This window comes from Streptomyces sp. PA03-5A (assembly GCF_033792725.1).
Taxonomy (GTDB): Bacteria; Actinomycetota; Actinomycetes; order Streptomycetales; family Streptomycetaceae; genus Actinacidiphila.
Window position 1 is genome coordinate 1 of record NZ_JARAVL010000012.1, and the last position, 19,876, is coordinate 19,876.

14 protein-coding genes are annotated in these 19,876 nt (G+C 73.2%); 5 read left to right on the forward strand and 9 right to left on the reverse strand.

What is annotated here, in order from left to right; genetic code table 11:
• The first annotated feature begins 33 nt into the window (after positions 1-33).
• Positions 34-2,235: a 1,4-alpha-glucan branching enzyme gene (gene glgB / locus PV410_RS16605; RefSeq protein ID WP_500325561.1), complete on the forward strand. Its 2,202-nt coding sequence runs from the start codon at positions 34-36 to the stop codon at positions 2,233-2,235.
• Positions 2,236-2,242: 7 nt separating this feature from the next.
• Here glgB and PV410_RS16610 read toward each other — a convergent pair whose 3' ends face one another.
• Positions 2,243-2,740 (reverse strand): hypothetical protein, encoded by a 498-nt coding sequence (locus tag PV410_RS16610; RefSeq protein ID WP_500325266.1) that lies wholly within the window; start codon positions 2,738-2,740, stop codon positions 2,243-2,245.
• Positions 2,741-2,905: 165 nt separating this feature from the next.
• Entirely contained in the window at positions 2,906-3,685 is a 780-nt protein-coding gene (locus PV410_RS16615) for a metallophosphoesterase family protein (RefSeq protein ID WP_500325268.1), read from the reverse strand.
• 163 nt (positions 3,686-3,848) lie between these two features.
• Here PV410_RS16615 and PV410_RS16620 point away from each other — a divergent pair, with 163 nt between their 5' ends.
• Together PV410_RS16620 and PV410_RS16625 are read left to right on the forward strand one after the other, a co-directional pair.
• Positions 3,849-4,784, forward strand: coding sequence for a DUF4231 domain-containing protein (locus tag PV410_RS16620; RefSeq protein WP_499514088.1), 936 nt, complete (start codon positions 3,849-3,851; stop codon positions 4,782-4,784).
• A gap of 37 nt (positions 4,785-4,821) precedes the next feature.
• The gene (locus tag PV410_RS16625) at positions 4,822-5,712 is read left to right on the forward strand and encodes an alpha/beta fold hydrolase (protein ID WP_500325270.1); all 891 of its coding nucleotides are present in this window, start codon (positions 4,822-4,824) and stop codon (positions 5,710-5,712) included.
• A gap of 7 nt (positions 5,713-5,719) precedes the next feature.
• On the opposite strand, the gene fxsT is transcribed toward PV410_RS16625, so the two are convergent.
• The 6 genes from fxsT to PV410_RS16655 all read right to left on the reverse strand — a co-directional run bounded on the left by fxsT (position 5,720) and on the right by PV410_RS16655 (position 16,346).
• Complete coding sequence (gene fxsT, locus PV410_RS16630; RefSeq protein ID WP_500325272.1) at positions 5,720-9,637, reverse strand: FxSxx-COOH system tetratricopeptide repeat protein; 3,918 nt, start codon at positions 9,635-9,637, stop codon at positions 5,720-5,722.
• Positions 9,621-10,964, reverse strand: a complete 1,344-nt coding sequence (locus tag PV410_RS16635) for a TIR-like protein FxsC (protein ID WP_500325274.1) — start codon at positions 10,962-10,964, stop codon at positions 9,621-9,623. Before PV410_RS16635 ends, fxsT begins: the two co-directional genes overlap by 17 nt.
• A gap of 120 nt (positions 10,965-11,084) precedes the next feature.
• Positions 11,085-11,870 (reverse strand): AAC(3) family N-acetyltransferase, encoded by a 786-nt coding sequence (locus PV410_RS16640; RefSeq protein WP_500325276.1) that lies wholly within the window; start codon positions 11,868-11,870, stop codon positions 11,085-11,087.
• Between the two features lies 1 nt (position 11,871).
• Complete coding sequence (locus PV410_RS16645; protein WP_500325278.1) at positions 11,872-14,229, reverse strand: FxsB family cyclophane-forming radical SAM/SPASM peptide maturase; 2,358 nt, start codon at positions 14,227-14,229, stop codon at positions 11,872-11,874.
• A gap of 32 nt (positions 14,230-14,261) precedes the next feature.
• On the reverse strand, positions 14,262-14,459 hold the full coding sequence (gene fxsA, locus PV410_RS16650; protein ID WP_499514082.1) for an FxSxx-COOH cyclophane-containing RiPP peptide: 198 nt from the start codon (positions 14,457-14,459) through the stop codon (positions 14,262-14,264).
• Between the two features lie 513 nt (positions 14,460-14,972).
• Entirely contained in the window at positions 14,973-16,346 is a 1,374-nt protein-coding gene (locus tag PV410_RS16655; protein ID WP_500325563.1) for a cation:dicarboxylate symporter family transporter, read from the reverse strand.
• 143 nt (positions 16,347-16,489) lie between these two features.
• Between PV410_RS16655 and PV410_RS16660 the strand changes: the two genes are divergently transcribed.
• The gene (locus tag PV410_RS16660; protein ID WP_500325279.1) at positions 16,490-18,136 is read left to right on the forward strand and encodes a sensor histidine kinase; all 1,647 of its coding nucleotides are present in this window, start codon (positions 16,490-16,492) and stop codon (positions 18,134-18,136) included.
• The gene (locus tag PV410_RS16665; RefSeq protein ID WP_500325281.1) at positions 18,133-18,816 is read left to right on the forward strand and encodes a response regulator; all 684 of its coding nucleotides are present in this window, start codon (positions 18,133-18,135) and stop codon (positions 18,814-18,816) included. Before PV410_RS16660 ends, PV410_RS16665 begins: the two co-directional genes overlap by 4 nt.
• A gap of 7 nt (positions 18,817-18,823) precedes the next feature.
• Here PV410_RS16665 and PV410_RS16670 read toward each other — a convergent pair whose 3' ends face one another.
• Positions 18,824-19,849 carry an ATP-dependent 6-phosphofructokinase gene (locus PV410_RS16670; RefSeq protein WP_499514079.1) on the reverse strand — a complete coding sequence of 342 codons (1,026 nt, stop codon included), beginning with the start codon at positions 19,847-19,849 and terminating at the stop codon, positions 18,824-18,826.
• Positions 19,850-19,876: the final 27 nt, after the last annotated feature.

Genomic DNA, 19,876 nt, shown 5'->3' on the forward strand with positions numbered 1-19,876 from the left:
CCCGCGCCCGAGGTCGCGCCGGCCGCCGGCCCCGTGACCGGCGATGTGCCCCCGGCCCCGGAGCTCGACCCCGGCGAGCGGCGCCGGCTGCTGGACGGCGCCCACCACGACCCGCACGGGCTGCTCGGCGTCCACCGCGTGGCGGACGGCCTGGCCTTCCGGGCGCTGCGGCCGTACGCGCGGAGCGTGGCCGTCGTCACCGGCGACGGGGCGCGGACGGTGCTGCACCACGAGGGCGACGGGCTGTTCAGCGGTGTGCTGCCGCTGACCGAGGTCCCCGCGTACCGGCTCGCCGTCACCTACGACGGCGACGAGCGCGAGGTGGACGACCCGTACCGCTTCCTGCCGGCGCTCGGCGAGTTCGACCTGCACCTGATCAACGAGGGGCGGCACGAGCAGTTGTGGAAGGCGCTCGGCGCCGAGCCGATGACCCATGAGGGCGTCACCGGCACCCGGTTCACCGTGTGGGCGCCCAACGCGCGCGGGGTGCGGGTGGTCGGCGACTTCACCTGCTGGGACGGCACCGCCTTCCCGATGCGCTCACTGGGCTCGTCCGGCGTGTGGGAGCTGTTCCTGCCCGAGGTCGGCGAGGGGCAGCGCTACAAGTTCGAGGTCTGCGGGCCGGACGGCGGGCGGCGGCTCAAGGCCGACCCGATGGCCCGCCGCACCGAGACACCGCCCGCCACCGCCTCCGTCGTCACCGCGTCCCGCCACGAATGGCAGGACGCCGACTGGATGGCCTCGCGCGGCCGCGTGCCGGTGCACGAGGCGCCCTTGTCGGTGTACGAGGTGCACCTCGCCTCGTGGCGGCCGGGGCTGTCGTACCGCGAACTGGCCGAACAGCTCCCGGCGTACGTGCGCGACCTGGGCTTCACGCACGTGGAGCTGATGCCGGTCGCCGAGCACCCCTTCGGCGGCTCGTGGGGCTACCAGGTCACCTCGTACTACGCCCCCACCGCCCGGATGGGCACCCCGGACGACTTCCGGTACCTGGTGGACGCGCTGCACCGGGCGGGCATCGGCGTCATCATGGACTGGGTGCCGGCTCACTTCCCCAAGGACGACTGGGCGCTGGCGGACTTCGACGGCACCAACCTCTACGAGCACCCCTGGCGCGGGGACCATCCCGACTGGGGGACGCTGGAGTTCGACTTCGGCCGCACCGAGGTCCGCAATTTCCTGGTGGCCAACGCGGTCTACTGGTGCGAGGAGTTCCACATCGACGGGCTGCGGGTGGACGCCGTCGCCTCCATGCTCTACCTGGACTACTCCCGCGAGGACGGCCAGTGGGCGCCGAACGCGTACGGCGGGCGCGAGGACCTGGACGCCGTCGCCTTCCTGCAGGAGATGAACGCGACCGTCTACCGGCGCTGCCCCGGTGTCGTCACCATCGCCGAGGAGTCCACCGCCTGGGACGGCGTCACCCGGCCCACCCACCACGTCGGCCCGGCCGGCTTCGGCGGGCTCGGCTTCGGCCTGAAGTGGAACATGGGGTGGATGCACGACTCGCTGGAGTACATCAAGCACGAGCCGGTGCACCGCAAGTACCACCACAACGAGATGACCTTCTCGATGGTGTACGCCTACAGCGAGAACTACGTCCTGCCGATCTCGCACGACGAGGTCGTCCACGGCAAGGGCGCGCTGGTGGCCAAGATGCCCGGCGACTGGTGGCAGCAGCGCGCCGGCCACCGCGCCTACCTCGGCTTCATGTGGGCCCACCCGGGCAAGCAACTGCTCTTCATGGGACAGGAGTTCGCGCAGGGAGCCGAGTGGTCCCACGACCACGGGCCGGACTGGTGGCTGCTCGACGAGACCTACTCCGCGGCGGGCGACCACCGCGGAGTGCGGGACCTCGTCCGTGACCTCAACACCTGCTACCGGGCCACACCGGCGCTGTGGCAGCTCGACACCACCCCGGACGGCTTCGCCTGGCTCGACGGCGGCGCCGCCGAGGACAACGTCTTCTCCTTCGTGCGCCTCGACGCCGGGGGGAACCCGCTGGTCGCGGTCAGCAACTTCTCGCCGGTGGTCCGCCACGGCTACCGGATCGGCGTGCCGGACGGGGTGGAGGCGCTGCGGGAGGTGCTCAACACCGACGCCGCCGCCTACGGCGGGAGCGACGTCACCAACCCCGAGCCGCTGAAGTCCGAGCCGGTCGCCTGGAACGGCCGGCGCGAGAGCGTGCAGCTCACCCTGCCGCCGCTGGCCACGGTCTGGCTGCGGCCGGCCTGACCGTACGTCACGGGATGCCGAGTGCGGCCCGCCTGCGCCACGCCAGGTGCAGGCAGGCCCGCCCCGCGGAGTGGGTGCGGGGGTGCCTGGCGTAGCCGAGGACGTTCTCCTCGGTGAAGGGCAGCCCCCGGTGGCCGTGGCCGACCACGATCACACCCTCCTCGTTGCGCTCGGTCATGCCGCCGAAGACGGTGTCGAAGGTCGCGGCCTCCCACACGCAGACGGTGAGCAGCTCCGGCTTCCAGTTCAGCGGGTCGAGCCCGAGCCCGAGGAAGCTGAAGCGGGCCCGGCCCTCGCGGGCGGCGCGGTTCATGCTCGCGTACGGCTCGTCGGTGTCGTAGTCGAGGGTCGCCCCGCCGACGCCCCCGGCGTCCGGCGCGCCGAGGAACTCCTCCGCGTACTCGCGCATCGTGTTGTGCCACAGGTCCAGGTCGGAGTGCCAGACCGGCAGCACGTCGGCGTGCGGCTGGAACTCCCCGGCGGGGACGACGTGGGTGGTGTTCATGGCGGTGGCCACGCCCTGGGCGTCGCGCCGGTCGAGGAAGAAGTACGCCCGGTCGCCGTCGACCCTGACGGTGAGGGTGCTGACGCCGGACTGGGCGCAGCGGCGGCCCAGGTCGAAGGGGCCCCCAGCCAGCGGCGGTAGCGGCCGGCCATCGGGGCGTCGCCGTCACGGTGGCGCAGGGCGGCCTCGTAGCGCGGGCCGCCCGTCGCGCGGGCCCCACGCGTCGATCACGGCCTCGGCCGGATGGCAGCCGAGGACGTACTCCCGCACCCACCGCGCCGCGCCGTCGAAGCCGGACTCCGCGACGATCCGTGCGGCCGCCGCCTCGCGGTCGTAGACGGTGCGACGCAGCTGGACGCCGCCCGCGCCCAGGAGCGCCCAGTGGGCGCCGCCGCGGCCGTACGGCATACCGACGCTCCCGGGGTTGACGACCAGCCGGCCGTGGACGACCCGGGCGTACGGCATGTGCGTGTGCCCGCAGACGACGGTCTCCACCTCGGGGGCGACGCCGGACATCACCTCGGCCCAGCGCTCGGCGCGGGAGTCGACGAGCACGATCTCCTCGTCGTCGCGCGGGGTTGCGTGGCAGAACAGCGTCCGGCCCGGGCCGTCGACCTCCAGCTCCACGGTGTCCGGGAGGCCTGCCAGCAGGGTCACCTGGTCCTCGCGGAGCCGTCGCGCGGCCCAGTCCGACTCCGGGTACCCGGTGGTCCTGCCCGTACGGCGGTGCTCGACCAGTTCGCGGTCCGCGTTGCCGCGGATCCACAGGGCGCGCCCGCCGAGGTCGCGCAGCGCGTCGAGGGTGGGCACCGGCATCGGGCCCGCCGCGTGGTCCCCGGTGAGGACCACCCGCTCGGCGGTGCGGACGTCGGGCTCGGCCAGTACGGCCTGCAGGGCCGGCAGGTTGCCGTGGACGTCGGACAGGACCGCGACTCGTGTCAGCACACCCCTCAGCCTGCCCGCCGCTCCGGCCCGTGCGGCGCACGTTCGCCGAGGGCGTGACGGACGTGCCGCGCGCGGCGCCGCCCGCGCGGCCACGGCGCGTGCGGGGAGCGGGAGTTCGGCCGGACGCCTACTGGGCTGCCGCCCCCGGCACGCCCATACTGGGATGACTGCGGGATTCAGCGAGTGCGGGGGGCCGCTGCCGATGGTGAGCGAACGCGAGTTGCTCCCGGACCTGTTCCGGTCCGCCGACCGGGCGTCACTGCGGGGCCAGTGGCAGACCGTACGGCTGTCGCGCCAGCAGCTCGGGCTGCTCACGGTGGCCTCCGTCTTCAGCTCCTTCGACGCCACCGCGGGCCGCCTGCACTGGGCTTCCTGGCTCGCGGCCGTCCTGTTCGCGTACGCCGCGTGGACCACCTGGGTGATCCACCGCCAGAACCCGCAGGCGCTGTGGTACGAGGGCCGGGCGCTGGCCGAGTCCATGAAGACGCTCGCCTGGAAGTACTCGGTGCGGGCCGACCCCTTCACGCCGCCCGGCGACGAACGCGACCCGGACGCCCTGTACCGGCTGCAGCTCGGTGACGTCCTGCACACCTTCCGGCGCAGCAGGGCCCTGCCCTCCCACGTCGACTCGGGCATCACCCCGGCGATGCGGCGGCTGCGGGACGCGCCGCTGCGCGTGCGGCACGACGTGTACCTGCGGGAGCGCATCCGGGTGCAGCACGAGTGGTACACGATGAAGGCGGTCCGCTGCGAGGTGAACGGGCGCCGGGCGGGACGGCTGGCGATGGCCTTCCCGCTGCTCGGCGTCCTCTTCCTGGTGCTGCGGGCGGGCGGCTGGTCACCCTTCGACACCCTGGGCTTCGTGTCGGCCATCACGGCCTCGGTGGCGGCCTGGGCGCAGCTGCGCCAGTACAGCCCGCTGGCCGCGGCGTACCGGGTGGCGGCCGACGAACTGGAGCTGATCCGGGTGCAGCTGGCGTCCTTGGACCTGGACGACCCGCATGCCGAGCACCTGTGGTCGCAGCTGACCCGGGACGCCGAGGACGCGGTGTCCCGGGAGCACACCACCTGGCAGGCGAGGCGCGAGATGCGCGTGTGAGGGACGGACCGCGGGACACGAGAGGGGGCTGCTCGCAGTGCGTGTCGTACGGGCGAGGGACGGGCGGGAACTGGCGGTGGAGACCCGGGGCGATCCGCGGGGCAGGCCCGTGTTCCTGCTGCACGGCACACCCGGCAGCCGGCTCGGCCCGGTGCCGCGCAGCGCCGTGCTGTACCGGCTGGGGGTGCGGCTGATCTCCTTCGACCGGCCCGGGTACGGCGGCTCCGAGCGGCTGCCCGGCCGGCGGGTCGCGGACGTCGCCGCCGATGTCGCGGCGATCGCCGACGCCATGGGCCTGGACGCGTTCGCGGTGGTCGGCCGCTCGGGCGGCGGGCCGCACTCGCTCGCGTGCGCCGCGCTGCTGCCCGACCGTGTGACGCGGGTGGCGGTGCTGGTGGGGCTCGCGCCGAGGGACGCGCAGGGGCTCGCCTGGTACGCGGGGATGACCCGGTCCAACGTCCGCGACCACACCACCGCCGACGCGGCGCAACGGCGGCTCGCCGCCCGGCTGGAACTGCGCTCCCGCACCATCCGCGACGACCCGGCCAGCCTGCTCGCCGTGCTCCGGGAGGAGATGCCGGAGCCGGACCAGCGGGTGATCGCGGACGCGGGCCTGCGCACGATGCTGCTGCGCACCTACGCGGAGGCGCTGCGCACCTCGGCCGACGGCTGGATCGACGACACGCTGGCGTTCAACCGTAGCTGGGGGTTCGGACTGGACCGCATCGCGGCGCCGGTGCTGCTGTGGCACGGCGAGGACGACGTGTTCTCGCCGGTGGCGCACTCGCGCTGGCTGGCCGAGCACATCCCCGGCGCGAGCATGGTGGTGCAGCCGGGGGCCGCGCACTTCGCGGCCCTGTCGGTGCTGCCCAAGGTGCTCGCCTGGGCGGCCGCCGGGGGCGGTCGGGCGCGGTCGATGCCCGCCTGACCGCCGCTCACACCGGCTGCGGCTCCAGGTCCCGGTTGACCCGGTACCACTCGCGGGCGGCCCGGCTGAGGGGGTGCTCCTCGCCGAGCAGCCGTACGCACTCCGGGAGCACCTTGCTGCGGATCGCCTGCGCCCGTGCGTGCCGGCCGGACTGCCGCAGGGCGTAGGCCAGGTTGATCTCGCAGGCCAGGGCGTCCGGGTGCTCGGGACCGTAGCGCTCGGTGAGGCCGCGCAGTGCGGTCTCCAGGAGGGTCACGGCACGGTCGGTGTCCCCCTGTTCGCCCGTGGCGTTGCCCAGGTTGATCGTGCAGTTGAGGGTGTAGGGGTGCCGGGGGCCGACCGCGCGTTCCAGCCCGGCCAGGGTTTCGGTGCCGACCGCCACGGCCTCCTCGGCGTTGCCGCTGCCCCGCAGGTAGATGGCGAGGTTGTTGCGGCAGGCCAGGGTGAACGGGTGGTCGTCGCCGAGCAGCCGGCGGTAGGCGGCGAGGGCGTCGGTCGCCAGGTCGCGGGCCTTCGCCTTGTCGCCGGCCGCCGAGTAGTCGGCGGCGAGGTTGAGCGCGCAGGCGAGCGTGTCGGGCACGTCGGGCCCGTACCGCTCCAGGTAGCGGTCGTACGTCACCTGGGTGAGCCGCATCGCCTCCGCGGCGCGGCCCGCCTTGCGCAGCGAGACGGCGAGGCTCTTGGCGTTGCGGAGGGTCTCGGGCACGTCGGGGTTGAGGACGTCCTGGAAGACGTCCATCACCTCTTCGAGCATCGCGACGGAACCGGTGTAGTCGCCGATCTCCCGCAGGTCGCGGGCGAGGTTGGCCTTGGTGGACAGGGTGTACGGGTGGCGGTCGCCGAGCATCGGGGTGCGCCGGTCCACGGTCTCCTGGTCCAGCCGGCGGGCGAGTTCGGAGTCCCCGGTGAGCCGGTAGTCGATGGCGAGGTTGTTGGCCGCGACGAGCGAGCGCGGGTGCTGCTCGCCGAAGATGTCCTTGAAGCCGGCGTAGATCTGCTCGTCGCGTTCCCTGGCCTCCTGGAACAGGCCCAGCGCCCGCAGGTCCGCGGCGAGGCTGCCGCCGGTGATCAGGGTGTGCGGGTGGCCGGGGGCCAGCAGGGCGGTCTGCCGGGCCAGGGTGTCCTCGTCGTACTGCCGGGCCTCCTGGTACTTGCCCTGCGAGCGGAGCACGTTGGCGAGCTCGAACTGCAGGTTGAGGGTCTGCAGGTCGTCCTCGCCGAGGGACTGCTGCCACACGCCGAGCAGTTGCTCGGCCAGTTGCCTGGCCTGCTCCAGTTCGCCGCTCTTCCACAGGTAGCGGACACGGTTGACCAGCAGCTGGCGTGGTTTCTCCTCGCGGCAGTCCTCGGCCTGCGACGGCGCGAGGTGCGGCCAGATCAGCTCGAACCCGGGCCAGTTCGCCGGGTCGTTGATGGCGTCCTCCGGCGGCCGGGCCTCGGCGAGGATGCGGTGCACCTCGTGCATCGTGTCCTGCTGGTCGTCCTGCGACATCTCCGAGCGCACGGCGGCCTGCACCAGCCGGTGCACCTGGATGCTGCTGTCGGCCGGGTCGACCTTGGCCAGGGCGAAGCGGTTGAGCGCCTGGATGACCTTGCCGAGCATGTAGCGGTCGCGCAGCTGGGGGTCGTGCGGCAGCAGCGCCTGGATCATGGAGTCGCTCTCGATGAGGGTCATCGAGATCGGCTCGGCCGCGAAGAACGCGCACAGCTCCAGCAGCCGGACGGCGGCCTTGGACTGGTTGCGCAGCCGGCTGATGGAGATGCTCCAGGTCGCCCCGACCTCCCGCGGGTAGCCGGCGGCGGTGGTGACCGACAGCGCCTTGGTCGTCTGCTCCTTGAGCTGGTGCACGTAGACGTCGACGGGGGTGGCGGTCTCGGCGAGCCACGCGGCGGCCACCTCGACCGCCAGCGGCAGGTCACCGACCGCCTCGGCCACCTGCCCGGCGTCCTCCCGGCTCATCCCGCCGACCCGGCGGCGCAGGTGCTCCACGCTCTCCGAGCGGTTGAAGACCTCGATCTCCAGGGGCTCGGTCGGTCCCGTCGGCGGCTTGTTCCGGGCGGTGACCACGATGTGGCCGCGTCCCCCGGGGAAGAAGCGGCGCACCCGCTCGGGGTCCTCGACGTTGTCGAACACCAGCAGCCAGCGCGGGAAGCGGGTGCCGGTGGCCAGTTCCTCACGGGCCGCCTCGGCGGCCTCGGACACGCTGTCGCCGACCCTCAGCTCCAGGCGGCGGGCGAGTTCGGCGAGGGAGGGCGCGATCCGGTCCTCCTGCTCCGCCTCGATCCACCACACGAGGTCGTAGTCGGCCTTGAAGCGGTGCGCGTACTCCAGCGCCACCTGCGTCTTGCCGACGCCGCCGAGGCCGTGGAGGGTCTGCGGGAAGGGCTGGACGGAGGGGTTGCCGCCGCCCAGGCGGTCGCGCAGCCGGTCCAGGACGGTGGAGCGGCCGGTGAAGAAGGTGTTGCGGGGCCGCAGGTTGGACACCTTGGGGTCGCCGACGGGGTAGCGCGGGCCGTTGGTCATGGCGGTCGGGCTGAGGTCCGTGTCGTCACGGCCGAGGGCGCGCAGCAGCGTGGTGGCGGCCGCGGCGTGGTCGAGCCGCACCAGGCTGACCGGGCTGCGCTGGGCCAGCGGCGGGCCGGGGCGGACGTCGCCGACCCGGATCGGCAGCAGTTGGTGCTGCGGGCCCGAGGGGTCGGTGCCCGCGCTCGACTCCCACACCCGCATGGCCCGCCGGGACCGCAGGTAGGCGGCGGAGAGCACGACGAGGGTGCGGGCGGAGGCCCCGGCCACGGCGGGCTGTTCCGCGGGGGCGGTGTGGGTCTCCACGTCCCAGGGGACGACCCGGAACCCGGCCCGGGTCAGGATCCACTCGATCCAGTCCGCCCACATGCGGTCCTCGGGCACGTACGCCAGCACCAGGCCGGACGGCGGGACGGGCCTGCGCCGAGTGAACTCCGCCGCCCAGCGCAGCCGTTCGGACTCCGCGATCGGGGGCAGCGAGTTCACCGCGCCGCCGGAGACCACGGAGGTCAGGCGTTCGCAGGCCGACAGCATCGAGCTGGACAGGCCCGGGGCGTCCCCGAAGGTCGCCAGGATCTCCTCGTAGGCGTAGAAGGGGCGGTAGGGGATCTCCACCGACCCCCAGTAGGAGACGAGTTCGTCGTCGTCCATGCCGGCCGGGAGACCGTCGAACTGGGCGCGGGCCAGGGCCCGTCCGGCGTCCGCCTTCTCCTTCTCGCCGTCGTCGATGCGCATGGGCACGGGGAAGATGCGGATGCCCCGGCCGTTGTAGCGCTCCTCGATGTCACGGGCGACGGCGGCGGCGCCGAAGATGCTCTGGTCGCTGAGGGTGAAGCAGACCACCAGCTCGTCGGGCATGTGGACGGTGCAGATGTCGGCGATGTCGCTGAGGCCGGTACGGCTGTCGATGAGGACGTAGTCGTAGTGGCGGCGCATGTCCGCGCGCATGGCGTCCAGGAACTGGCCGCCGCCGAAGCGGTCGTAGAAGACGTCCCAGTCGATGCCGGTGAGCGCGGTGGAGTAGTTGCGGTCCTGCCGGCCCGCGGACAGGTAGTCCAGGCTGCCGCCGCCGGGGAAGGCCCAGTTGAGGGATATGGCGTGCGGGCGGACCCGGGCGAACTGGCGGTGCCAGTCGGGCGGCCGCGGCACGTCGCGCAGCGCCTCCTCCCGGTACTCGGTGATCAGGTCGATCATGCCGGTGGTGGCCGCGAGCGCGGAGGGGTCCAGGAAGGGGTGGAAGAAGCGGAAGAGGCCCGGGGCCTCCAGGTCCCAGTCCACCGTCAGCACCCGGTGGCCGTTGGCGGCGAGGATCCAGGCGGTGTTCGCCAGGGCCATGGTCCGTCCGGTGCCGCCCTTGTACGAGTAGAACGTGATCACACGTCCGTTACGGCTCTCGGTCATCCTCGCCCTCCGGTTTGTCGGGTTCCGTGGTGCCGCGGTCGTCGTGCAGGCCGTACGGGGAGGAGCGCTCGGGTCCGTACGCCCCTGGGGACGGGCCCCGGAGCCTGGGGCGCGAACTGTGCGGGCCCTGGGGCGGGAAGGCCGGGGCGTGGGCGGCGTAGTGCTTGGCGGCGCGTCCCACGGCCCTGGGCACGTCGTCGCTGAACGCCTCCAGGCTCGGGATGTTGTTGCGGACGAAGCGCCCGCCCGGGCCGTCCGCGCGGCTGGGGTCGAGGGCGTCGTCGGCGAGGCGGCGCAGGGCCTCCTCGTGGCCGCCCGACTCCGGGTCGGCGCGGTTCCACGGCACCAGGACGCTGACCCAGGGCCGGTGCTCGCTGCCGAAGCGGCTCAGCATCTCCCGCCGGTCGGGCGAGTCCAGCGCCCAGCGGTCGAGCAGCAGCAGTCCGGGGGCGGTGGGCGTGGGGTCCAGCAGGCGGTCCAGCTCCTCCTCGAACACCCCCACGCTGACCCGGTAGTCGAGGTTGCGCGCCAGGTCGGCCGCGTGGTCGGCGAGCGGCCGGCTGCTCTGCGGGCGGTAGGGGTTCCAGTCGCGCGGCGAGGGCCCGTAACAGGTGGGGCTGCGGCCCGCGGGCAGTTCCTCGGCGTCGCAGCAGGCGAGCACCGTCACGCGCAGCGGCCGGCTGGTGCCCGGGGGGCCGAAGGCACTGGGGACGTGGTGGTAGTCGAGGTGACGCCCTTTGGCGATCTTGGTGTCCTCGACGACCTGCACGATGCGCTGTGCGAGGCGGTAGACGGCCCGCTCGTACTCGTGCTTGAGGTAGCTGAGCTTGATCAGCCCGTAGAAGCCCTCGGCGGCGTAGTCCTCGCCGAAGTCCGCGTGGTTGAACTGCAGTCCCTCGGCCGGGCCCGGCATGTCGTTCGCGGCGACCGGCACCCACAGCGCGGGCACGATGCCGGATATCGGGCGGTCGTGCAGGGACCGGTGGTGGACGGCGCGCTGGGAGAAGGCGAACCACTCCTTGCCGCACTGCTGGCTGCGGAAGTAGCGGGGCGAATAGAGCGGGACGAAGACCTGGCAGTGCGCCAGCGCCTCGGCGAGCGATTCCGGCCAGCCCTCGCCGACGTTCATCCCCCGGTCCATGAAGCCCGCCTTGACCCCGGCGGGCAGCGTCGTCATCTGCAGGATGTGCGCGCACAGGTCGTTGTAGAGCTTGGCGACCCACAGGTCGGGGTCGGGATCCGAGGGGTCGTTCCTGGGGGTGTGCGCGTAACTGAGGAAGAAATAGGGCTTGTCCGAGGCGTCTCCCTGCCCCACGGGTAATGCCATGCGCCATCTCCCCCGCCCGCCTGCACGACCCCACTCCGCCCCTCGTGAGGGAACCTCAGTGTAGGAACCGTCTATTCTCCGGCGGAATAGCGCATGACCATCATTTTTGCCCGGATTACGTCAACGGCCGTTGTTGGCCAGCCACTTGGCGATAACGTCCACGGCGTCGGCGATCGGCACCAGATGACAGGGCGCGTCGCCGAGGGGACCGTCCAGCACCGCGCACTCGCGCGCCACCACCGGGACCAGCCTCGGGAAGTGGCGGTCGTCGATGTCGGGCGCCTGGAAGTGCACCCACTCCTTGCCGCCGTCCGCGGTGCGCACCAGGGCCTGGTAAGGGCGGTCCGGCGGCGGGACCGCCCGGTAGTCGGCGAGGTGGTAGGCGGTGCAGACCCACAGGTCCACGCCGACCAGCAGGGCACGGGCCCGCAGGTCGTACAGCCGGGCGGTGGGCGAGTCCTCGCCCAGGTGGCTCTCCAGCTCGTGGCCCTCGGTGACGAAGCGCGCGGCCGGGCCGAAGGCGGTGAAGGAGGTGTGCGGGTGCGCGCTGCGCAGCGCGCCCGGCACCAGCCGGACCTCCTCGGCGAGCCGTCCCACGGTGGGCGAGACGGGGGTGGTCAGCGGGTCGAAGGCGGGCATCGCGTCGCGGTAGGCGGCCAGCTCCGCCTCGCTCATGCCCTCCGTGCGCTGCCGGTCCAGCCGGGAGGTGACGGAGTTCTCCGGGGTCGCCGCGTACGCGACCAGGGTGCCGTGCTCGCCCAGCGCCGCCCGCAGCGCCTCGACCACGGTGCGTCCGCCGCCCTCGACCGGGCCGACCGCCTTCAGCGAGCCCTGGACGAGCAGCACGTCCCCAGCCTCGACTCCCAGCGCGCGCAGATCCCGGGTCAGGCTTTCCAGGGTGTGCACCTCAGACCCCGTTCAGTTCGGAGAGCCAGGGGGCGACGGTGCCGGCCATCCCGTCCGCGAAGCGCTTGCCGAGCGGGGTCAGCGAGCCGCTGCCGGCCAGCCGGTCGACCGCCTCCGCGGTCTCGCGGGTCCAGCGGGCGAAGGGCGCCGCCGCCTCCGGGACGCCCCGGCGGGCCAGCGCGCGCCAGTACTCGGCGACGGCGACGTGCGCGTACGTCCCCTGCAGCAGCCCCTCCAGCGGGCGCGGGTCGGGGCGCCACGGGGCGTGGAAGAGGCGGGTGTCCTCCGGGTCGTACAGGTCCATCAGGTCCAGGACGGCACCGAGCTTCACGTGCTGGAACTCGTGGGCGACCAGCAGGGCCAGCGTGTCCGGGGCGGCGGGCCGCGCGATGCCGACCGCGCCGAACGCCTGCCGGGCGGCCCCGCTGACGTCACTGCCGTCGCCCGGCGGGACCAACGGGGTGATGGTGCCGAGCCCGGTGGCCAGTCCCGGCACGTAGCGGGGCAGCTCACGGCCGAGGAAGTCCCAGGCGGCGACCAGGTCCTCGTGCCAGGCCTTGACCTCGGCCTCGTCCTGCCGGGGCACCAGGGGCCACTGGTGGGCGTCGCGGTAGGGGTCGGTGTCCTCCAGCGCGACGCTCCATCCGGCCGGGCCGACCCGCCGTACGGGGTGCCACCGCGCGTCGCCCGGGTCGTGCGCGCCGATCCTCACCGTGCGGCCGGCGGCGCTCACGCCGAAGCCGTCGGCGGTCGCGGCGACGTCGGCGTCCGCTCCGTCGTGGGCGCCGACCAGAACGCGGCCGAGCCCCGGCAGGCGTACCGCGCCGTCGCGGACGGGCACCCGCACGCTCGCCCCGTACCGGCCCGCGGCCCGCACCACGGCGGCGGCGGCGAACTCGGCGAGCCCCGCCACGTCCGCCCCGCCGGCGCCGCCCGTCTCCAGGCAGTGCCGGGCCCACGGCCGGACGTAGGGATGGGCGAGCACCTCGTCCAGGGCCTCCGGCGCGGCCTCGTCGACCTCGGCGAGCACCCGCCAGACCGCGGCGGTCCTGCCGTCCCGGGGAGCGCGCTCCCAGACGGCGGTGAGCAGTCCGCGGGTGATCTCCAGTTGCTCGGCGGCGAGCGCGGCGACCGTCGCGGCGTCGCCGTAGCCGGCGGCCAGCTGGTCGATCTGGTCCTCGGTCAGCGAGGACTGGGGCTGCCGCCCCGACGCGGTGCTCACCGGATTCTCCCGTTCCGTCTCCTCGGCGTCACGGATGCCGAGGATCAACTCCATCAGGTCACCGCAGTACGCGGACGGATTCTCGAATCCGGTCCCGGTGCGGTAGCGGTGCGCGTACAGTCCCCCGCCGCAGACGTCGACGACCGGGCAGCGGCGGCACTCGTCGCACAGCCCCTCCTTGCCCTGCCGCCGGGCCGCGATGCCGGGGTGGGCGGCGACCTCGTCCAGGGAGTGGGCGAACACGTCCATCCCGGTGGCCGGGGCGCCGTCGTAGGCGGTCTTGAGCGAGTCGGCCTGCTCGAAGGTCCCGTCGGTCTCGATGACGACCAGGTCGACCGGGTCGGTGCCGATCGACTCGACCAGGCTGCTCCCGCCGCGCAGCATCCGGCGCACGGAGTCGAAGACCCGCACGGGCACCGGGCGCCCCTCGGCCGCCCAGCGGCGGTGGACGGTCAGCAGCCACTGCGCGTAGGGCGCCCGGGCGCCGCCGGGGCGCGCGGGCGGGGCGTCATGGGTGGCGTGGGGCAGCAGGAAGTCGATGCGGGGCGGTTCGAGCGCCATCAGGGCCTCGTAGACCGCCAGCGGGTCGTTCTCCACGTCGATGGTGCAGAGCAGACCGCCGTACAGATGGCGGTAGCGCGGCTCGCGGAGCAGCCCGAGCGACGCCACGACCCGGTCGTAGCTGCCCCGCCCGTCGGCGAACCGCCGGTGGCGGTCGTTCTCGGCCCGGCCGCCGTCCAGGGAGACGCCGACCGAGATGCCGAACTCGTCGAAGACGTCGCAGAACCGCTCGTCCAGGAGGACGGCGTTGGTCTGGATGCCGAGCTCCAGGGCGCACACGCCGTCGAGCGCCCGGCGCAGCGCCTCGGCCGCCCGCCGGATGCGGGCCGGGCCTGCCAGCAGGGGTTCTCCCCCGTGGAACACCACCTGGACGGCCGCGAGACGGTGCGCCGCGGCATGCTCGGCGATCCGTGCGGCCACCCGTTCGAACACCTCGTCGGGGGTGGCCCGGACACGCGTCTTCCAGCTGGTGTCGGCGTGCTCGTAGACGTAGCAGTGATCGCACGCCAAATCGCACCGGCTGTGCAGTTTCAGCACGAATTGCGACAGCGCTCTGGCCGGTGCTGATGTCCCCATGACTGCGGCCCGGACCCCCGAGTCGGTCGGGCCTACTTGCTGCTGAACGACTGGAAGGCCGCGACCGGGACGTTCCCGGCGGAGGCGGCGGCGGGCATCACGCGGTCAAGGGCCGGGGAGGCCACGGAGCTGCCGCGGGAGGCCAGCTCGGCCAGCGGGATCCTCCGCCGCGCCTGCGAGCGCCGGGTCGGAGCGTCGTGGCCGGCGTTCACGGTGGGGGTGGCAGTCATAGCGGGGTCCTCGTTCGGTAAGGTGCGTTGGTGCGCACACCATTTGTCCGGAATTGAGTAGAATCATCTCACTGCATCCCAGACCTTGAAAGGCGACGCAGCACTCCTAACGAGCGAGCCGTCCGCAAGTGTGCGGTTTACGCCAAATGCAGCAGACGGCGGACTCGCGCACTCCCCACCCCCAACGCCGGGCCGTGTGATTATCTCCCTTACGGGGAACGGGAATTGGCCATATCCACGAACCGAGACGAACTTTCTGAAGCGGTTCGTGCGCCGCTCCCCACACATCCCCTCGTCACGCCTCCCGGCGCATCGCGCCGCATGCCGGGCGCCCCGCGCACGAGTCCCGCACACCCGCGCGCTGACCTGCACCGACGCGCCCCGGCGCACCTCACGGAACTCGCGCCGCACCCTGGACCGATCGGGTGAACTCCCCCGCCCCCACACACCACAACGGGTCCCGCCGGGCGGAGGGGGATCCGCCCGGCGGGACCGTTCAGGGGTGACAGCCGGTCAGGCCGTCGTCACCGGCTCCTTGCCGGTGTCCACGGGGGCGGCGGGCTCGGGGGCCGTGCCGTGGCCGTCGTCGACGAGCGTGGTCTCGTCGAAGGGCAGTTCACCCGCGAACACGCGCTGGGCCTGCTCACGGTCGAACTCCTTGGTCCACGTGCCGATCAGCACCGTGGCGACGGCGTTGCCCGCGAAGTTGGTGACGGCGCGCGCCTCGCTCATGAAGCGGTCGATGCCGACGATGAGGCCGACGCCGTCGACCAGGGCCGGCTTGTGCGACTGGAGCGCTCCGGCGAGGGTCGCCAGACCCGCGCCGGTGACGCCGGCGGCGCCCTTGGAGGCGACCATCATGAAGAGCAGCAGGGTGATCTGCTGGCCGATGGCGAGCGGCTGGCCCATCGAGTCGGCGATGAACAGCGAGGCCATGGTCAGGTAGATCATGGTGCCGTCGAGGTTGAAGGAGTAGCCGGTCGGCACGGTGATGCCGACGACGGGGCGGCTGACGCCCAGGTGCTCCATCTTGGCGATCAGGCGGGGCAGCGCCGACTCCGAGGACGAGGTGGAGACGATCAGCAGGAACTCCCGGCCGAGGTACTTCAGCAGCTGGAAGAGGTTGACCCCGGCGAAGAAGCGGAGCATCAGGCCGAGCACGACCACGACGAAGATCAGGCAGGTGACGTAGAAGCCGAGCATGATCGTGGCGAGCGCCTTGAGGGCGTCCACGCCCGCCGAGCCGACGACCGCCGCGATCGCGCCGAAGGCGCCGATCGGAGCCGCCCACATGATCATGGACAGGACGCGGAACACCAGCTTCTGGATGTGGCCGACGCCGCGCAGGATGGGCTCGCCCGCCGTCCCCAGCGCCTGCAGGCCGAAGCCGACCAGCAGCGCGACCAGGAGGGTCTGCAGCACCTGGCCCTCGGTGAAGGCGGAGACCAGGGTGACCGGGATGATGCTCAGCAGGAAGTCCGGCAGGGTCTCGGCCGGGGCGTCCTTGGCCTGCGCCTGGCCCGCGTCCTTGAGCGCGTCGGTCAGGTGCAGCCCGTCGCCGGGCTGGAGGATGTTGCCGACCACCAGGCCGATGGCCAGGGCGACGAAGGACATCACCACGAAGTAGCCGAGGGCGAGGCCGCCGACCCTGCCGACCTTGGCGGCCTGGCGGACCGAGCCCACACCGAGCACGATCGTGCAGAAGATGATCGGCGAGATCATCATCTTGATCAGGTTCACGAATCCGGTGCCTATGGGCTTCAGCTCGACGGCCGCGTCGGGCGCGACCATCCCGAGCACGGCGCCGGCGATCGCGGCGACGACCACCGCGATGTACAGGAAATGGGTACGGTCCCTGCGACCCTGGGTACGGCTCTGTACCGGCACTGACACCTTCGTCTCCTCGGTCCACCCGGACGTCGTCCCGGGACGCCCGCGATTGGATAGGTCCCGGCGACTATGCGCCCGGGCAGTGAGCCAGGTCACGTTTGCGTTCATTGTGTTCGCGGGACCTGTGCACACTGGTGGGCATGCCGCTCCCGACCCGCCTCCACCGCCCCCGGCCGCGCCCCCGGCCGCGCCGCCGTGCGCGCAGCCTGGCGGGCCAGTTGTTCGCGATGCAGGTGGTCATCGTGGCCATGGTGGTCGCGGGCATCGCGGTGCTCGTCTACGTCAACGCCGCCGGCCGCGCGGAGGACGCCGCGCGGGACCGGGTCACGGCGGCCGCACGGGCGGTGGCCGACGCCCCCTCGGTCGCGGCCGCGATCCGCGGCGAGGACCCCACCGCCGCGCTCCAGCCCTACGCGGAGCAGGTCCGCCTGGACACCGGCGTGTCCTTCATCACCATCATGAGCCCGGACGGCATCCGCTGGACGCACCCCGACACCGACCAGATAGGCCGCCCCTTCCTGGGGCACATAGAGCGCGCCCAGCAGGGCGGCACCTTCACGGAGACGTACACCGGCACGCTGGGCGCGTCGGTGCGCGTCGTCACCCCCGTCCGGGACGACGGCCGGATCGTCGGCCTGGTCAGCGTCGGCATCACGGTCGAGGCCATCACCGACCAGGTGCGCGACCAGCTGGCGGTGCTGATCGGGATCGCCGCGGCGGCCCTGGCGGTCGGCGGCCTCGGCACCTACTTCGCCAACGCCCGGCTGCGCCGCCACACGCACGGCATGGCCGCGGACGAGCTGAGCCGCATGTACGACTACCACCAGGCGACGCTGCACGCGGTGCGCGAGGGCCTGATCCTCATGGACGCCGACCGCAGGGTCGCCCTGTGCAACGACGCCGCCCGCGAACTGCTGGGCCTGCCGGGGGACGTGGTGGGCTCCTACGTCGCCGACCTAGGGCTGCCCGCCTCCCTGACCGGCGCGCTGCTGGCGGCCGAGCCGCGGGTGGACGAGGTGCACCTGACCGCGGAGCGGGTGGTGGTGGTCAACACCTCTCCGGTGCGCGGCGGGGAGCGCCGGGGCACCGTGGTGACCCTGCGGGACCACACCGACCTGCAGTCGCTCACCGGTGAACTGGACTCCGTACGCGGTTTCGCCGAGGCGCTGCGCTCCCAGGCGCACGAGGCCTCCAACCGGCTGCACGCGGTCGTCTCCCTCATCGAACTGGGCCGCACCCAGGACGCGGTGGAGTTCGCCACCGCCGAACTGCAGCTGGCCCAGGCGCTGACCGACCGCGTGGTCGCGGCGGTGGCGGAACCGGTGCTGGCCGCGCTGCTGCTGGGCAAGGCGGCCGAGGCGAACGAGCGCGGTGTGGAACTGACGGTCACCGAGGACAGCCGCATCGACGACGGGGTGCTGCCCGCCTCGCTGACCTCCCGGGACCTCGTCACCCTCCTGGGCAACCTGATCGACAACGCCCTGGACGCCGCCATCGAGGGCGCCGCGCAGACGACGGCGCGCCCGCACGTCGAGGTCACCGCACGCACCGACGACGGCGAGCTGCTGCTGCGGGTCACCGACAGCGGGCGCGGGGTGGACCCGGCCGTGGTGCGCGAGGTCTTCCGGCGCGGCTGGACGACCAAGAGCCACGGGCACGGCCTCGGGCTCGCGCTCGTCGAGCAGACCGCCCGGCGCGCGGGCGGCACCGTGGACCTGGAGCGGGCGGTGGGCGGCGGCGCCACCTTCACCGTACGGTTGCCGCTGCGCGGGGAGGTGCGGACATGATCAAGGTGCTGGTCGTCGAGGACGACCCGGTGGCGGCCGACGCCCACCGGCTGTACGTCGAGCGGCTGCCGGGGTTCACGGTGGCCGCGGTGGCCCACTCCGGGAGCGCGGCGCTGCGCGCGCTCGAACGGCACCAGGTGGACCTGATCCTGCTGGACCTCAACCTGCCCGACGGGCACGGGCTCCAGGTGGTGCGCACGCTGCGGGCGGCCGGGCACACCGCCGACGTGGTGGCGGTGACCTCGGCCCGCGACCTGGGCGTGGTGCGGCAGGCCGTCTCGGTCGGGGTGGTGCAGTACCTGCTGAAGCCCTTCACCTTCCCCACCCTGCGCGACCGGCTGGAGCGCTGGGCGCGCTACCGCGACGAGCTGGCCGGCGGCGAGGCCTCCGGCCAGGACGAGGTGGACCGCGCCCTGGCGGCGCTGCGCAGCCCGGAGGGCTCGGTTCTCCCCAAGGGCCTCAGCGGCCCCACCCTGGAGGCGGTGACCGTGGCGCTGCGCGAGGCGGCGGAGGGCCTGTCGGCGAACGCGGCGGCCCAGGCCGTGGGCGTCTCCCGGATCACGGCCCGCCGCTACCTGGAGCACCTGGTGGAGACCGGCCGCGCGGTCCGCGCCCCGCAGTACGGCCAGGTCGGCAGGCCGGAACTCACCTACCGCTGGGCACCGCAGCGCCGCTTGTGACAGAGCGTCAGAAGACCGACTCCGCCTCCTGCATGCGGTCCTCGGGCACCCGCTTGAGCACCATCACCGCGTCGGCGAGCGGCACCAGTTCCACCGCGGTGCCGCGCAGCGCCGTCATGCAGCCGAAGGCCCCCTTGTGCGCGGCCTCCACGGCGTGCCAGCCGAAGCGGGTGGCCAGGACGCGGTCGTAGGCGGTGGGGACGCCGCCGCGCTGGACGTGGCCGAGGATGACGGGGCGGGCCTCCTTGCCCATGCGCTGCTCGAGCTCGGCGGCGAGCCGGGCGCCGATGCCGGCGAAGCGCTCGTGGCCGTAGGCGTCGATCTCGCCGTGGGCGTACGGCATGGTGCCCTCGGCGGGGTGGGCGCCCTCGGCGACGCAGACGACGGCGAACTTCTTGCCGCGGGCGAAGCGCTCCTCGACCATGGCGACGAGGTCGGCGGGGTCGAAGGGCCGTTCCGGGAGGCAGATGCCGTGCGCGCCGCCGGCCATGCCGGACTCCAGGGCGATCCAGCCGGCGTGCCGGCCCATGACCTCGACGACCATGACGCGCTGGTGGGACTCGGCGGTGGTCTTGAGCCGGTCGATGGCCTCGGTGGCCACGGTGACGGCGGTGTCGAAGCCGAAGGTGCGGTCGGTGGCGGAGATGTCGTTGTCGATGGTCTTGGGGACGCCGACCACCGGCATGCCGGCCTCGGCGAGCAGCCGGGCCGCGGTGAGCGTACCCTCGCCGCCGATGGGGATGAGGACGTCCAGGCCGTAGCCGGAGCACACGGTGCGCCAGTTGTCGGCGGCCTCGTGGAGGCGGGCGCGTTCCAGGCGGGAAGAACCGAGGATGGTGCCGCCCCGGGCAAGGATGCCGCTGACGGAGTTGAGGTCGAGCGGACGGTAGCGGCCCTCCAGCAGGCCCTTGAAGCCGTCCTCGAAGCCGATGACCTCGTCACCGTGGTAGGTCAGCGCGCGGTGGGTCACCGAGCGGATCACGGCGTTGAGTCCAGGGCAGTCGCCGCCGGCGGTGAGGACTCCGATGCGCATGGCGCTCCACGCTCCCTCCGGTCGCGT

What these genes read in the sequence shown, in the direction of transcription:
- PV410_RS16610 (WP_500325266.1), bottom strand. Translation starts at nt 2,740, where the DNA reads ATGAACACCACCCACGTCGTCCCCGCCGGGGAGTTCCAGCCGCACGCC.
- PV410_RS16620 (WP_499514088.1), top strand. Translation starts at nt 3,849, where the DNA reads ATGACTGCGGGATTCAGCGAGTGCGGGGGGCCGCTGCCGATGGTGAGC.
- fxsT (WP_500325272.1), bottom strand. Translation starts at nt 9,637, where the DNA reads ATGACCGAGAGCCGTAACGGACGTGTGATCACGTTCTACTCGTACAAG.
- PV410_RS16635 (WP_500325274.1), bottom strand. Translation starts at nt 10,964, where the DNA reads ATGGCATTACCCGTGGGGCAGGGAGACGCCTCGGACAAGCCCTATTTC.
- PV410_RS16645 (WP_500325278.1), bottom strand. Translation starts at nt 14,229, where the DNA reads ATGGGGACATCAGCACCGGCCAGAGCGCTGTCGCAATTCGTGCTGAAA.
- fxsA (WP_499514082.1), bottom strand. Translation starts at nt 14,459, where the DNA reads ATGACTGCCACCCCCACCGTGAACGCCGGCCACGACGCTCCGACCCGG.
- PV410_RS16660 (WP_500325279.1), top strand. Translation starts at nt 16,490, where the DNA reads ATGCCGCTCCCGACCCGCCTCCACCGCCCCCGGCCGCGCCCCCGGCCG.
- PV410_RS16665 (WP_500325281.1), top strand. Translation starts at nt 18,133, where the DNA reads ATGATCAAGGTGCTGGTCGTCGAGGACGACCCGGTGGCGGCCGACGCC.
- PV410_RS16670 (WP_499514079.1), bottom strand. Translation starts at nt 19,849, where the DNA reads ATGCGCATCGGAGTCCTCACCGCCGGCGGCGACTGCCCTGGACTCAAC.